At 60.5% G+C, this 14,163-nt stretch carries 9 protein-coding genes; all 9 read right to left on the bottom strand.

The annotated features are described in order from the left end of the window. Positions 1–178: 178 nt before the first annotated feature. Positions 179–637 (bottom strand): hypothetical protein, encoded by a 459-nt coding sequence (locus DNK50_RS02810; protein ID WP_099586046.1) that lies wholly within the window; start codon positions 635–637, stop codon positions 179–181. Then, positions 631–4,992 (bottom strand): RHS repeat-associated core domain-containing protein, encoded by a 4,362-nt coding sequence (locus tag DNK50_RS02805; RefSeq protein ID WP_112192777.1) that lies wholly within the window; start codon positions 4,990–4,992, stop codon positions 631–633. Before DNK50_RS02805 ends, DNK50_RS02810 begins: the two co-directional genes overlap by 7 nt. A 12-nt stretch (positions 4,993–5,004) precedes the next feature. Further along, positions 5,005–5,439, bottom strand: coding sequence for a DcrB-related protein (locus tag DNK50_RS02800; RefSeq protein ID WP_099586044.1), 435 nt, complete (start codon positions 5,437–5,439; stop codon positions 5,005–5,007). 15 nt (positions 5,440–5,454) lie between these two features. Next, positions 5,455–7,395: a type VI secretion system Vgr family protein gene (locus DNK50_RS02795; RefSeq protein ID WP_112192776.1), complete on the bottom strand. Its 1,941-nt coding sequence runs from the start codon at positions 7,393–7,395 to the stop codon at positions 5,455–5,457. An 86-nt stretch (positions 7,396–7,481) separates the two neighbouring features. Beyond that, positions 7,482–10,136, bottom strand: a complete 2,655-nt coding sequence (gene tssH / locus DNK50_RS02790; protein ID WP_112192775.1) for a type VI secretion system ATPase TssH — start codon at positions 10,134–10,136, stop codon at positions 7,482–7,484. Continuing rightward, a complete protein-coding gene (gene tssG, locus DNK50_RS02785; protein WP_099586041.1) occupies positions 10,129–11,172 on the bottom strand; it encodes a type VI secretion system baseplate subunit TssG in 1,044 nt (347 codons plus the stop codon). The genes tssH and tssG overlap by 8 nt, the downstream gene beginning before the upstream one ends. Continuing rightward, positions 11,136–12,995, bottom strand: coding sequence for a type VI secretion system baseplate subunit TssF (tssF, locus tag DNK50_RS02780; protein WP_099586040.1), 1,860 nt, complete (start codon positions 12,993–12,995; stop codon positions 11,136–11,138). Before tssF ends, tssG begins: the two co-directional genes overlap by 37 nt. Continuing rightward, positions 12,992–13,507, bottom strand: coding sequence for a type VI secretion system baseplate subunit TssE (gene tssE / locus DNK50_RS02775; protein WP_005792513.1), 516 nt, complete (start codon positions 13,505–13,507; stop codon positions 12,992–12,994). Before tssE ends, tssF begins: the two co-directional genes overlap by 4 nt. A gap of 78 nt (positions 13,508–13,585) precedes the next feature. Then, complete coding sequence (locus DNK50_RS02770; protein ID WP_017735732.1) at positions 13,586–14,074, bottom strand: type VI secretion system tube protein Hcp; 489 nt, start codon at positions 14,072–14,074, stop codon at positions 13,586–13,588. Positions 14,075–14,163: the final 89 nt, after the last annotated feature.

Genomic DNA, 14,163 nt, shown 5'->3' with positions numbered 1-14,163 from the left:
TTCACTTGAGATTTTCCAATGCCAGTTGGTCTCTTGGTCTGGTTACGACATGCTCATCAAAGCAGTTCTGACGCGCCATTCACCACAGCTTGTCTTTCAAGCCCTCGCTTGCCAGGCAGCAGCGTGGTAGTGAAAATGGCACGCCGACTGAGTTGGGACGCCCACCTTAATATGGGTTTCAATGGTCCAGTGCTGCATGGATTTTCACTAGTTGCTCTTTGTATTTCTTACTGTTGGGTATGCGTATGCCTTTCAGATAAGCATCCAGTTGTTCAGGTGCGTTCTCAAGGAAGAACAGCTCAAGCAAATAGATGATCAGGAAATTTTTATAGAAAGGGAGGGTTTTGACTATTTTATCCTCGTCCTGATTTCCCTCTTGCTCGTGAGCGGTCGACATAAGTGTCGATAGCTTTGCTCTTACGAACGGTACAAGCCCGACTTTACGGTGCTCTAAAAGCTGTTCAAGCGCGTCGATATCTACTTTGGCGATATTGATTTTATTGGCGTCGTGTTGGAAAAGTATGTCCGAGGGCTGACTCTCGTTAATGTCGAGATTCAACTGCTCCTGAACCGCCAGCAACATGGCCTGATAGTGATCGCTCTCTATGAACGCCTTAACGTCGTCAATATTTACCATTTGTCGATACCCGTGATTATTTTGGAAAGATCATATCCGGTATGTCTATAAGGATCCGCGGCCTCATGGTCCCACGGGGTCAGTGCATCGAGGTTTTTTGAATCATGGACGCCCGTACCGCCTGTACGCTGAGGTATATCACGGTGGTGCAGCTCCATCGAAACCACTCTCTCCTCAACCGCGCCCGTCTTGCGGTTGACGACTTCCACTTTCATTTGCGGAGCCAAGCCGTCTTTCATACGCGCCAGGTTATTTTTTGAGTAGCGCGATGCGTTATTGGTCGCCTCCTCCTTCCAGAATTTTTTCCGCGAAGTGCTCCAGCAGGACCAGCCCCATGGGTCGATCCAGCCAAAGGGGTTCGGCGCATAGGTATATAGATTCAACCCCCCGCTCAGGCCAATCGGGTCAGGGGTGGCGAACCTTCCGATATCCGGGTCGTAAAAACGAAAGGTGTTGTAGTGCAGTCCGGTCTCCCGGTCCAGATACTGCCCCTGGAATCTCAGGTTTTGCTCTTCTATGTAGTAAGGTTCACGTACCTCTTTCAAGGTATTTCCCCACACTCGGTAATGGGCCTGCCAAACGCTGGAGCCATCCGCCTCAGTCAACAGCTCCGGCATGCCATTAAGGTCGCTGTGGTAGTACCGGACCTTTTGCAGCGGGCCTGTTCCATCCACCCGCGCCAGCGCTTCATAGCCACTATCACCATAGATATAGAGACTGGTTTGCTGATGACGGTGCTCTTGCAGCAGTTGCGCCGCGTCCCATATGAAGCACGTGTTGCCCAATAAGTGTCCTTTATGGTCCCGCTCGGCTTTCTCTATGCGCCGGCCGAGTGGGTCGTAGGTCATCGTGACGGTATGGCCGCGTTCGTTAAGCACTTCTATCAATCGATTTTCCGCGTCGTAGCGAAAGCGTTGTACGCCATGGCGACCGCTGCGCTTTTCGATCATCCGACCCCAGCCGTCGTAGCGGTAACGTTTATCCTGATAGGTGATCACTTGGTTATGAACGACGAACCCGGCGCCGGCATCTGGTCCATCCAGCAAGTTTGCCGCAGCGTCGTACGCGAAAGTCTCCTGCTGGCCATCCGTACTGTCCTGACTGGCAATAATGCGTCCGGTGGAATCGTAATGGAACAACTGACGGTGTTGGCCGGAGAGATGTTGATCCAACTTGCCGACAAGGTTATCTGCCGGGTCGTATTCGAAATGTTTCTGTATCGCGCCGGGTCGCCTGTAGAGTGGGCCTGTCTGTTGCCGTGAGCGCGAGCGCAAGCGACCGTTGCGGTCGTATTCGCTGCACGTACTGATCTGGCCTTGGGTGCGTAACACTTCACGGTGCAGACGGTCACGTTCGAAATCAGTTATCACCTGGCCGTCCAGATTGATCTGATGCAGGTGGCCACTGCCGTAGCGCAAACGACTGAGCCAGCGACCATCGGGCAATTGGGTCTGGATCAGATTACCCAGTTCGTCATAGTGATGTTCAAGCGTGCCTGAGTGGCTAGCTTCTTTCAGCAGTTGCCCAAGGCCATTATAGGCAAACGTCAACTCCTGGCGTCGCCCGTGCCTGTCGGTGAATGTAGCCGCCACCAATTGGTCTGTAGGTGCGTAGGTATAGTCAGTGATGCCATCCACGGTCTCTTTTTGGGTGAGCCGTCCCACTGCATCCCGTGAAAGCTGATAAACGAGGGGGGCCGTGGGGGTTGATGGCATAAGGTCGAGCCTGTTCCCGTAAGGTGCGGGTACGAGGCTGACTGTCACTATGTTGTTCAGCGAGTCATATTCATATCGTTTGCTACTGCCATCGAGGTTGTACTGCTCTGCCAATCGGTCCCCATCGTCCCAGGCGAACCGGTAGCTCTCGCCATTCTCGTTGGCCAGCGTTTGCAATCGTCCGTAGGCGTCATACCCAAACTGAACCTGCCGGCCATGTGCATCGATGCGCAGGCGTACTTGGCCTCGGCGATTATGTTGATAGAGCGTGGTATGTCCCGCAGTATCAATGTAATTTACCAGTTGCCCGCTGGCGTCACGTTGAAGGTGCTCTGTTCGTCCGTCCGGAAACTGAGTCATGAGCAACCGACCACGCGGGTCATGGCCGAATTGAGTTCGCTCACCCGAGGCATCGGCGATGACTGCCAGATAGCCCCGACTGTCATAGCTCAAGCGCGTCGGGTAGCCGGAGCAGTCAATATGCTCGATCAGCTGTCCCAGAGAGCTCCAACGCAGCTTTTTGCTCTTGCCCATCGCGTCGACGATCTCCACGACCTGGCCGTGTACGTCGTAACGGTAGTGGGTGCTATGCCCCAGTGGGTCGGTTGCACAAATACAGTTTCCGCGTGCGTCATATCGGTAGTGCCAGCTGTTTCCAGCGGGATCCGTCTGTATCAGCGGCAAAGCCCAATGCGCCAGCCACAGGGTTGAGTCAATACGCCCCAGGGGGTCTTGCTCACTGATCAGGTTTCCGGTTTCGTCATAGTTGAACGAGTACCGCCCGCCTTGAGGATCGGTCGCACTCAGCATCTGACGTTCGTCATTCCACTCGAACCGCCACGTTTGGCCAAGGTTGTCCGTGGACGAAATGATCTGGTGCTGCAGATTCCACAGACGCATGCTCACGCGCTGCAAATTGTCGGTGATACGTGTCACCCCTGCGCTCAAGTCGTAATCGAATCGGTACTCATCGCCCTCATCGGTCCAGTGCCGAACGACACGCCATTCGCGCCCTTCAACCAAGCCCCAATCGTAAAAACACCGCAACCCAGTGGGCAGTTGATGCTCGGTCATCCGCAGGCCAGCGTCGTAGGCGAAGCGCCGTTGGACATGACCGGTCGCATCAGTAACGGTGGCTAAACTGCCGTTCAGGTCATAGCTATAACTGGCGAGCGTTTCCCGGCGTTGATCGGAGTGAATACGCTCGACCCGGATTACCCGATCAAGCTCGCGGACCAGCTCAATCTGCACCAGTGTGAAGGTATCTCGCAGGCCGACCAGGCGCCCTTGTGGGTCATACTCGAGGAAAATACGGTTGTCATTTCGGTCGCCCAACTGGCTCAGGCGTAGCACTGATCGGGCTGTCGGGGTTGGATCAAACAAGCGATAGAGACCGTCATCTCGCTCGATCAACAATTGACCGTTACGATGACGCCGAACACTCAAACCCTCGCCTGGACTGAACATCGCGCTGCCCAGCGCCACCGAACCCAGGTTGATACGCCGACCCTGTTCGTCGGTGTAGATAAGTTCTTCGCCGCCATCCGGATGCGCCAGGATTTCTACGCTTACCTCATACGAAACGCTCCAGCCCGCGCCAAACATGCCGTCGCGGCGCTCATCCCGACTGTTGTAGAAGCGCTGCCAATCGATCGGCAAGATACCTGGCAATACGAAGTCCAGTTCGGTATCGCCTCCCAACACTTTCGCCCCTGTCGCCGCATGCACCGGGTTGGGTGAACCCATCGTCGCATTGGCGGCAGCGCCCATGGCCTGGCTGACCGCATAGGATGAGACGCCGCTGAGCAACATGCAGGGCAAGTCGCTTAGCGCCTTGCCTTTCGCTCCTTTGAGCATCATCAGCGCTTCAATCGCCAGCCCAACGCCTGGCGTCTTGCCGCTACGAATCTCTTGCACCACCACCGTTCCGCCACCAATCGTGACGTTCGGCGAGATCAAACCCGACGACACCACCGTCGCGTCGCACATGCTGCGGTCGCCGCTGCGCACGGCGGGTTGGCCGTTGATGGTGACCTTGTCCGAACCTTCGGCGAGAAGCTGGGGCGGCATCGGCGGGTGACGGGCGCACAGCACCATGTCGGTAAGCGCAGGCACAACGCCTGGAGCTGGCGTTGCGACGGTTGGTCGCCAGAGTTGGGAGAAGAAGCCCTCGGCCATATCCAGAAAGCCTGGTTCTGCTTGCGGCATAGAGTCGGGCTCAGGTGGCGCTTGTTCGAGTTCAGTGCCCGCAGGCGCAACATGAGAAGGAATTGAACCTGCCGCTCGGGCCGCCGGAATGCTGTTGACGAAAGTATTGGTTGAACCCACCGCAATCGTCGCTTCCACCACGGGCGGAAACAGTGCGTTGCTGAAATCCTCGCACATCTTACTGAGGCCCTTATCGGCCCCCGTCTTGCTCATTGCCATGCCGACGACGATGCCCACCACCGCGCCGAGGATGCAGCCGCCAATACCGGCGGTTGCGACCGTCACACCTATTGCCGCCGCCACCGCAGCGGTTGCGAGTGCCGTAATCGCCACGTTGGCCGCCACCTCCAATACACCGCCGAGGATATCGGCCATCATGGAAGTGTGGGTCAGCGCATCGCCTAGCCGGGCAGCCCATAACGCGTCAGACATGCAATTGGCTCATCAAGAAATAGCGTCAAACGACAGCGAGTTTTTTATCAGCGCCCAATGCGCCGCCTCGGTATCTCCAAGCTTGTCCGCCTTCACGTAACTCAACGCGAGCATTTTGCGCGTGCCCGGTATCACCAACGCCAGCTGATACTGGAACACCTTGTCATTGCCCTTGTTGAATTGGCTGCGCAGTTCGATGCCTTCGACTTCCTGCGCGGCACCCAGGCGCACGTCGACGCCCGGTTGGTAACGCAAGTCCTGCACCTGTTTTTCCAGGCGCTGGAGCTGGTCGTTGAAGTTGCTGTGCAGGGTTTCGCCGTCGGCCAGCAAGCTGCGGCTGATGATTAGGGACGTGCCCAGTTCGGGGAACTTGAGGATGTTGATCGTCGCGTCCTGAAGCTCGCCGGCCGGCAGTTGAAGCTGGAATTCGTTGATTCGGTACGTCATGGCAAACAGGTCTCGTCAGGAACTTTTAGGCGCGGGAAACGCGGCTTTGATATTGGCGTCGATACTGGCTTTGACGCCCTGGCCGTCGGGCGTGGCGCCAGCGCCGCCACCATTGTTCAGGTGCAGCACGCCGCCGGTGTTGAACTCGGCATCGCCGCTGGCGTAGAAGCTGATCTGCACGCCGGTCAGGTTGATCTGCCCGCTGGCGTTGAGCTCCAGAATGCTTTCGCCGCAGACCAGACGCAGGTTTTCACCCACTTCGATCACGTAGCTCTGGCTGATGCTGTCGGTCTTTCTCTGGCCCACCGAGAGGATGTCTTCCTGCTTGACGACGCGCAGGCGGTTGTTGCCAATGGTCACCGTCTCGTTGTGCCCAATGCTTTTATTACGGTCATGCCCCACCGAGTGGCTCTCATCCACCTCCACCACAATGTCCTGATTACGCTCGGCATGAATGTACAACTGCTCCAGGCCCTTCTTGTCCTCCATGCGGATTTCATTGAAGTTGGCCGGTGTGCCGCCCTTGCTGGAGCGGCTTTTCATACCGCTTTGGGTGGCGTTTTCCGGCAGATCGTAAGGCACCGTCTGCTCGGCGTTGTACACCCGCCCTGTGATGATCGGCCGGTCGGGGTCGCCTTCGAGGAAGCTGACAATCACTTCCTGGCCGATCCGTGGGATCTGCATCGAGCCCCAGTTCTTGCCGGCCCAGGATTGCGATACGCGAATCCAGCACGAGCTGTTTTCGTTGGATTGGTCGTGACGGTCCCAGTAGAAGTGCACCTTCACGCGGCCGTACTGGTCGGTCCAGATTTCCTCGCCTTTGGGGCCCACCACCAACGCGGTCTGCGGGCCTTTGACGATGGGGCGATAGGTGCTCGCCAGGGGGCGGAAGCTTTGTTGGGCGTCGATGCAGGTCAGGCTGCTTTCAAACTGCGCCGAGCCTGAGCCGCCGCCGCTTTCCAGGCTTTCCTGGACGATGAGATAGCGACAGCCGACGATCAGGTATTCGCGGTTCTGGTCCTGGCGACTGAAGCCGGTGAGGCTGAACAGGTGGCCCGAACCGAGGCCGCGGGCATTGCCGTTGAACTCGATCTGCTCATGCAGGGTTTGCAGGGCTTCGATGCGGGTGCGCGCGTAGTGTTCGCCGTCGGCGCTTTGCACATAGGTGCCGGGGTAGTCGTACAGCGGGTAATCGCCGGCAGTGTGCGGGCGCGGCATGGCCGAGCGCACGTCGATGCTGGCGCTGGGGCGCTGGAAGTCGTAGTCGTTGAGTTCCAGGGAGCCTGGCTGCACTTCCTGCGCCAGGTGCCAATTGTGCATGTGGTCGCGTTCGCGCTGCTGCTCATCCTTGGGGTAATACGGGATCGACGCATAGCCCGGCACGGTGGTGTGGGCGCCATAGGCGTCGGCCAGCACCAGCACGTGGCGGTCCTGTTCATGGCGGAAGAAGTAGTAGATGCCTTCCTGTTCCATCAGGCGGCTGACGAAATCGAAGCTGGTCTCGCGGTACTGCACGCAGTATTCCCACTCGCGGTACGGCCGGCTCAGGGCGTCTTCAAAGTCGGAAAAACCCAGGTCGCGGAACACCTGCTTGATGATCTGCGGGATGCTCAGGTTCTGGAAAATCCGGCAGTCCGAGGTGCGGCTCAGCAGCCAGAACCACGGGCGCAGCGTCACTTGGTAACTGGCGAACTGGCCCCTGTCGATGTTCTGGCTGCAGCGCGCAACGATGCCGTTGAAGTGCCGCTCGCCGCCGTCCGCCAGTTGCACACCGACGCTCATCGACTTGCCCAGCAACTGGTTGAGATCGATGTTGGCGTCCAGGGACGTCAGTTGCAGCTCATAGTTGAACAGCCGCCCCAGTTCTTCACCGCCGCCCATTTCATTGAGCAACAGTACATCCGGCCCGAGGGGGCTGGTGATCTTGGCCAGGCGTGAGGCTTGGTTAAAAAGCATCGAAGTACCCTAATAGCTGAAGGAACCCAATCCAAATGTGGGAGGGGGCAAGCCCCCTCCCACATTTTTTTCCGCGTTCCGTCAGGTCAATCGTTGAACTGGTAGTGCAGCTCGTTATCCCGGCTGCTGATCCGCACCCCCGCCAACGCCTTGCCTTCGAGCATGCGCGTGAGGAATTCACGGCTCATGTCCGGCAACAGGCTGTTGGTGAGGATGGTGTCGATCATGCGCCCGCCGCTTTCGGTTTCGGTGCAGCGCGAGACGATCAGGTCGACCACCGCGTCGTCGTAGTCGAAGGCGACTTTGTGGGTGCTCTCCACACGCTTCTTGATGCGCCCCAATTGCAGGCGGGTAATCGCCTTGAGCATCGTGTCACTCAGCGGGTAGTACGGAATCGTCACCAGGCGACCCAGCAGCGCCGGCGGGAAAATCTCCAGCAGCGGCTGGCGCAGGGCCTTGGCGATTTCTTCGGGCTCGGGGATGTTCGCCGGGTCTTTGCAGACCTGGGAAATCAGCTCCGTGCCGGCGTTGGTGGTCAGCAGGATCAGGGTGTTCTTGAAGTCGATCACCCGGCCTTCGCCGTCCTCCATCACGCCCTTGTCGAACACCTGGAAGAAGATCTCATGCACGTCCGGGTGGGCTTTTTCCACCTCGTCCAGCAGCACCACGCTGTAGGGCTTGCGCCGCACCGCTTCGGTCAACACGCCGCCTTCGCCGTAGCCGATATAGCCCGGTGGCGCGCCCTTGAGGGTCGATACCGTGTGGGCTTCCTGGAATTCGCTCATGTTGATGGTGATCACGTTCTGCTCACCGCCGTACATGGCTTCGGCCAGGGCCAGGGCGGTTTCGGTCTTGCCCACGCCGGAGGTGCCGGCGAGCATGAACACGCCAATCGGCTTGCTCGGGTTGTCGAGGCCGGCGCGGGAGGTCTGGATGCGCTTGGCGATCATCTGCAAGGCATGGTCCTGGCCGATGATGCGTTTCTTCAGGTGCTGGTCGAGGTTGAGCACGGTTTCCAGTTCGTTGCGCGCCATGCGGCCCACCGGAATACCGGTCCAGTCAGCCACCACCGAGGCCACGGCCTGGTAATCCACGGTCGGCAGGATCAGCGGTGTTTCGCCTTGCAGCGCGGTGAGGCGCTGTTGCAAGTCGATTAATTGCGCACGCAATTCATCGTTGCCGCTGTCCACCACCCCGGCTTTTTCACGCAGGGTTGCGCGGGTGGCGAGCAACTCGTCCACCAGGGTTTTCTCTTCGGCCCAACGGCTTTCCAGTGTCGCCAAGCGTTCACGCTCGCTCGTCAGCAAGGCTTCGCTGTTGCTCTGGCGTGCACCAATGTCGATGCCGATGGCATGCTCGCGGGCGATGATTTGCAGCTCGGTTTCCAGGGCTTCGATGCGGCGGCGGCTGTCGTCCACTTCGGCCGGTACGGCGTGCAGGCTGATGGCGACGCGGGCGCAGGCGGTGTCCAGCAGGCTCACGGATTTGTCCGGCAACTGGCGCGCCGGAATGTAGCGGTGCGACAGCTTCACCGACGCTTCCAGCGCTTCGTCGAGGATCTGCACCTGGTGGTGTTTTTCCATGGTCGAGGCCACGCCGCGCATCATCAGCAGGGCTTTGTCTTCCGACGGCTCGGCGACTTGCACCACCTGGAAACGGCGGGTCAGGGCCGGGTCTTTCTCGATGTGCTTCTTGTACTCGGCCCAGGTAGTGGCGGCCACGGTACGCAAGGTGCCACGGGCGAGGGCGGGCTTGAGCAGGTTGGCCGCATCGCCCGTCCCGGCGGCGCCACCGGCACCCACCAGCGTGTGGGCTTCGTCGATGAACAGGATGATCGGCTTGGGTGACGCCTGAACGTCTTCGATAACCTGGCGCAGGCGCTGTTCGAACTCGCCTTTCATGCTGGCGCCGGCTTGCAGCAGGCCCACGTCGAGGCTGCGCAGTTCCACGTCTTTCAGTGCCGGCGGCACATCACCGGCGACGATGCGCAGGGCAAAACCTTCGACTACGGCGGTCTTGCCTACCCCGGCTTCACCGGTAAGGATTGGGTTGTTCTGGCGTCGGCGCATGAGGATGTCGACCAACTGGCGAATTTCTTCATCGCGGCCAACAATCGGGTCTAGCTTGCCGCTGCGCGCCTGTTCGGTCAGGTCCACGGTGAAACGCTTGAGCGCTTCCTGCTTGCCCATCGCGCTCGGCGCCATCGCGCCGCTGGCTTCGCCTGGCACCCCGGCGTCGAAGCCGTCGCTGGCGCTAAGGGCATTTTCCGGCGAGTCGCCGACGTACTCGTCAAAGCGCTCGCTCAGGGCCTCGGCCTTGATCTTGTCGAACTCCGACGACAAGCCCAGCAACCCATGGCGCAAGCTTGGCGTCTTGAGGATGCCCAGCACCAGGTAACCGGTGCGCACCTGGCTTTCGCCGAACATCAGGCTGCCGTAGACCCAGCCGCGTTCCACGGCTTCTTCCACATGGGAGGACAGGTCGGTGATCGACGTCGAGCCGCGCGGCAGGCGGTCCAGGGCTTCGGTCAGGTCACGGGCCAGGCGCGCCGGCTCCACGTTGAACTGGCGGATGATGCGGTGCAGGTCCGAGTCCTGCAGTTGCAGCAACTGGTGAAACCAGTGGGCCAGTTCCACATACGGGTTACCGCGCAATTTGCAGAACACCGTGGCGGCTTCGATGGCCTTGTAGGCCACGCTGTTGAGTTTGCCGAACAACGCGGCGCGACTGATTTCACCCATGCTCTGGATTCCTTGAGGTGGTGGCGTGATCGGCGTAATGCCGGGCCAGGATTAGGTCGTTGGCGTCAACCGCAGGGCGGCCGAGCCAGGTGTTGAAGCCCAGGCGGAACTGACCGTTGAGTTGCAGCGCCGGTACTTCGGGTTGTTGCAAAACCAGGTTCAGATCCCAGTCCAATTCATGGCCCAGGTACTCGGCGACCCACGCCACCAGCTCGTTGAACGGCTGTTGGCCGGGCAGCATGCCCATGTAGTCATCCAGCGTGAGCGGGCCGAGGCGAATACGAAATTTATGCTGGCGGTCCCACACATGGCTGCCCAGGCAGAAGTCCACGCCCAACCGGTTGGCGCTGACACTCACGCGGCTGCGCTCGGGCAGTTCCAGCCATTGGCCGACGTATTCTTCAATCGCCACGGGCAGGCCGAAATACTCGCTGAGGATCGCCTTCAAGCCGTCCGGATAACGGGTCTGTGCGGATAAATGGCCGCTGTAATGCAGCTTCGCGGTGTCGGGAATCAGCCCTTGGTTGAGCAGGCTTGGCATGCCCCGGCCACTCAGGGCGGCGAGGCGTGCAGACCAGTAGTCATCGTCCGGGCGGTCATGGCTGACCGTCGGCCGGGCCTCGGCCCAGGCGCGGTAAAACAGGCTGAGCAGACGGTGATGGAACACGTCCAGGAACTGCTTGCTGGTGCTGTCGGCGTTGTTGCGCTGGCGCTCACGCACATACTCGGTGATGTGCAGCGGCAGCGGGCCGTTGGGGCCGCCGAGGCCGAAAAAGAACTGCTCCAGCCGCGCCGGCTTGCCGTCGCCACCGGGATCGACCGAGGCCAGCGTGGCCGGGGCGAAGGTGCAATCGGCCTGTTGCCCAAGACGCAGCGGGTCATCGGCCAGGCGCAGGGAATGGCCCAGGCGCGGCAGCTCGGGCGATTCGCACTCGATACGCCGCAATGCCTGGAAGAAATCGTATTCCCAGGGCTCCTGATGCATCGCATCCAGGGTACTCACAGGGTCGGACGCCGCCCGGGCTTGGCTTTCCATCGCATGATCTCGCCGCGTTCGGTGGTACGGATCACCGTCTCGGTAAAGCTGTTGATCGACACGTAGCGTGCCAGGAAGCGTTCCAGCACCGCACCGAGCAGGAACACGCCGGTGCCGCGAAACGCGTTTTCATCGAATTCCAATGTGATCTCAAGGCCACGGCCAAACACAATCGGGCCGGGCATCGGCAGGCGGCGGGTCACGGCTTTGCTGCTGACGTCGCGCAGGCCTTCGATCTGCAATTGCAGCGCCGCATCGTTGCTGTCGCCGTACAGGCGCAGCAGTTCGCGCAAGGCGCCGGCGCCCTGGCCTTGCTCGCTCAAAGACAGGTAGTTGAGTGACAACTGGCTGATCAGGCGCCAGGCCTTGGCGTCATGGGCATGGCTGGCACGCGGGCGACTCGGGCCCGCCACGCAGCGCACGGCCAGCACCGGGGCGCTGTCGGCCAGGGTGAAGTCGGTCTTGCCATTGCCCACGCTCATGAACAGCGGCAAATCGCGGTTGGTGCACAGCGCCGTCACGCCCAGTTGGCGCAAGTCGTGGCCGTAGGGTGCCTGGCGGCTGTCCACCAGGCTGACGAAGGTTTCGCTGCCCACGTAGGTGGAGCGCGGGCCGTTGCGACGTTGGTCGCTGGACAGCACGCGGGGCTCGCGACGCACCGTGTAGTAGGCCTGGTCACGGCCGTAACGGGACGGGTCACGCACCGCGTAGAACGGCAAAAACGGCTGCTCCGGCCCGGTGCCGTGGCCGGTGATGCCGCTGAGCGAGTGAATCTCGAAATCCATCGGCCGCGTGCGGTCGGCGATCACATGGTGTTCGTTGACGCGGTCGGACAAGTGGATACGGTCCACGCGCTTGGGGAACAGGTTGATCGCCGGCGTGCAGAACGGCAGGAACTGCGCCGCGCCGACGCTGCCTTCCAGGCTCGGTTCGTGGCGGTCGAACAGCACGATCAGCTCCAGTTCCTGGCCATCGCAGCGTTTGACCGCACGGCTCAGCTCGGCGAATTCGACGAACAGGAAGCGATGGGGCAGGGCGAAGTACTCCTGCAACAACCGATAGCCCTGGAACGCCCGCGCTACCACTGGCATGGCCGCGTCGGCATCGTCAAAACCCCGGGAGCGCAGTGCGTCCTGGGGCAAGCGCTCAACCCAATCGCCGCCGGGCTTGCGCGCGAACACCGCACAGGCGTTGCCCAGCAGTTGCTCGTAGAGGCGGAACGGTTGCTCGTCGGCGCCGCTGAGGTAGAGCGGCAGGTTGTCCAGGTCGAGACTGTTGAACGGCAATTCGGCGCCGGTGCGCAGGGTCAGGCGCAAACCGGCCTTGGCCTTGGGTTCGCTGGCGGCCAGGCGGCCGAGCACGGCGGCGGGGTTGCCGAAGTATTCGGCGTTGCTGACCTGCAACGGCCACAACGTCACCGGGTGGGCGGTGCGGTACTCGCAGCAGGTCTGGGTTTCGCGGCCCAGGGCGGCGCGCAACACGGTGTCGCGGGGCAGGGGGAAACCACTGGCCAGGGAGCCTTCGTCGGGATCGGTCTGCAACTGCACCACGGTCATCGACGGCGTTGGCGCCAGGTAATGCGGGTAGGCGATTTCCAGCAGGTTGTGGGTGAAGGTCGGGTACTCGGCGTCGAGCTTGAGCTGTACGCGGGCCGTGAGGTAGGCAAAGCCTTCGAGCAGGCGTTCGACGTACGGGTCGGCGCAGTCCATACCGGACAACGTCAGCCGACTGGCGATCTTCGGGTATTCCTTGGCGAACTCGGCGGCGCTTTCGCGCACGTGGTGCAGTTCCTGGTTGTACAGCTCCAGCAGGCGCGGGTTCATGGGCGTCTCCGCTGGTCGGCATTGACCACGCGCACGTGGCCGGATTCCAGGTCTAGGTCGGTTTGCAGCAACAGGCGCAACGGCACCGGCTGCGCCCACAGGTCGCCTTCGATCTCGAAACTCAGGGCGTTGTGGTTCATTTCGCCATGGCCGACACGGGCTTTGACCCGCAGGGTGTGACGCAGAATGCGTGGCTCAAAGGTGGCGATGGCCTGGTAGATCAGGGCTTCCAGGGCCTTGATATCGACACTGGAAACGCTGTTGCCCGCCAATGCCGGCAGGCCGTAATTGACCACCGAAGTGCCGGCCGGGGTGTGCAGCGTGGCATCGGCATCGAGCAACGACGTGGTGTTGAGCAGCCACGCCAGGTCGCGCAAGACCGAGGCTTTCAATTGGGTCAGGGACAGCACGCGTTTGTCGGCGCTTTCCTTCGGGTTGGTTGGATCGTCGTCGGTCAGCCGGTCCAGCAAGGACGGCTGCAGACGGTCGCGGGAAGCGATTTCAGTTACCACCAAAGCAGCTCCACGGACGGGTTGCGAGAGAAACAAAATGTCTTGGGCCATGGCGCGAAGCCATGGCCACAAGGGCTATCAGCGCTTGGTGTTGGAACGGATGTTCCAGCCAAACTTGATCGCGCCGCCGTCTTTGGTGCCGTCGGCTTTCTGCGGCTGGTAGTCGACCATCACTTGGGCGAAGTTCAGGGTGACGTTCTCGGTCAGGCGGTCATCGGAACCCGAACCACCGGTGCTCAGGGAAGTGACCAGCACTTCTTCCAGGTTGATCACCATGTACTCGACCTGGCTTTCACCACCGGCCTTGCGCACGGTCAGCTTGACCTTGTCGATGTGCTTGCCGCTGGCGCAGTGCATCATCAGGTTCGGCGACGCTTTGTCGACGTACTTGGTCAGCGACAGGTCCTGGATATTCACCTTGCCCGCGCCGCCACCGCCGCCCACGTGCATGTTGCCGGACTGGGCCATGCCCCAGCTCCAGTTCAGTACGTCGATTTCGTCCTTGTGGGCCTTGTCCATGGACTCGCCCTTGATGTCGCCGATCTTGATGAAAATATCAACAGCCATGTTTTCTCCCTGTGTGGCGCTTGCCACTGAATTTGAGTTACTCCAAATGGGCAGTGCTTTTGTGTGGGAGGGCGCTTGCCCCCGATGCA

The organism is Pseudomonas sp. LG1E9, from assembly GCF_003290225.1.
Taxonomy (GTDB): Bacteria; Pseudomonadota; Gammaproteobacteria; order Pseudomonadales; family Pseudomonadaceae; genus Aquipseudomonas; species Aquipseudomonas cyclaminis.
Note: the sequence above shows the minus strand (reverse complement) of the source record. Positions and strands in the feature narration are given on the sequence as shown.

Coding starts and splice junctions, on each gene's coding strand:
- DNK50_RS02795 (WP_112192776.1), bottom strand. CDS start 7,395: ATGCTTTTTAACCAAGCCTCACGCCTGGCCAAGATCACCAGCCCCCTC.
- tssG (WP_099586041.1), bottom strand. CDS start 11,172: ATGGAAAGCCAAGCCCGGGCGGCGTCCGACCCTGTGAGTACCCTGGAT.
- DNK50_RS02810 (WP_099586046.1), bottom strand. CDS start 637: ATGGTAAATATTGACGACGTTAAGGCGTTCATAGAGAGCGATCACTAT.
- DNK50_RS02770 (WP_017735732.1), bottom strand. CDS start 14,074: ATGGCTGTTGATATTTTCATCAAGATCGGCGACATCAAGGGCGAGTCC.
- DNK50_RS02805 (WP_112192777.1), bottom strand. CDS start 4,992: ATGTCTGACGCGTTATGGGCTGCCCGGCTAGGCGATGCGCTGACCCAC.
- tssH (WP_112192775.1), bottom strand. CDS start 10,136: ATGGGTGAAATCAGTCGCGCCGCGTTGTTCGGCAAACTCAACAGCGTG.
- tssF (WP_099586040.1), bottom strand. CDS start 12,995: ATGAACCCGCGCCTGCTGGAGCTGTACAACCAGGAACTGCACCACGTG.
- DNK50_RS02800 (WP_099586044.1), bottom strand. CDS start 5,439: ATGACGTACCGAATCAACGAATTCCAGCTTCAACTGCCGGCCGGCGAG.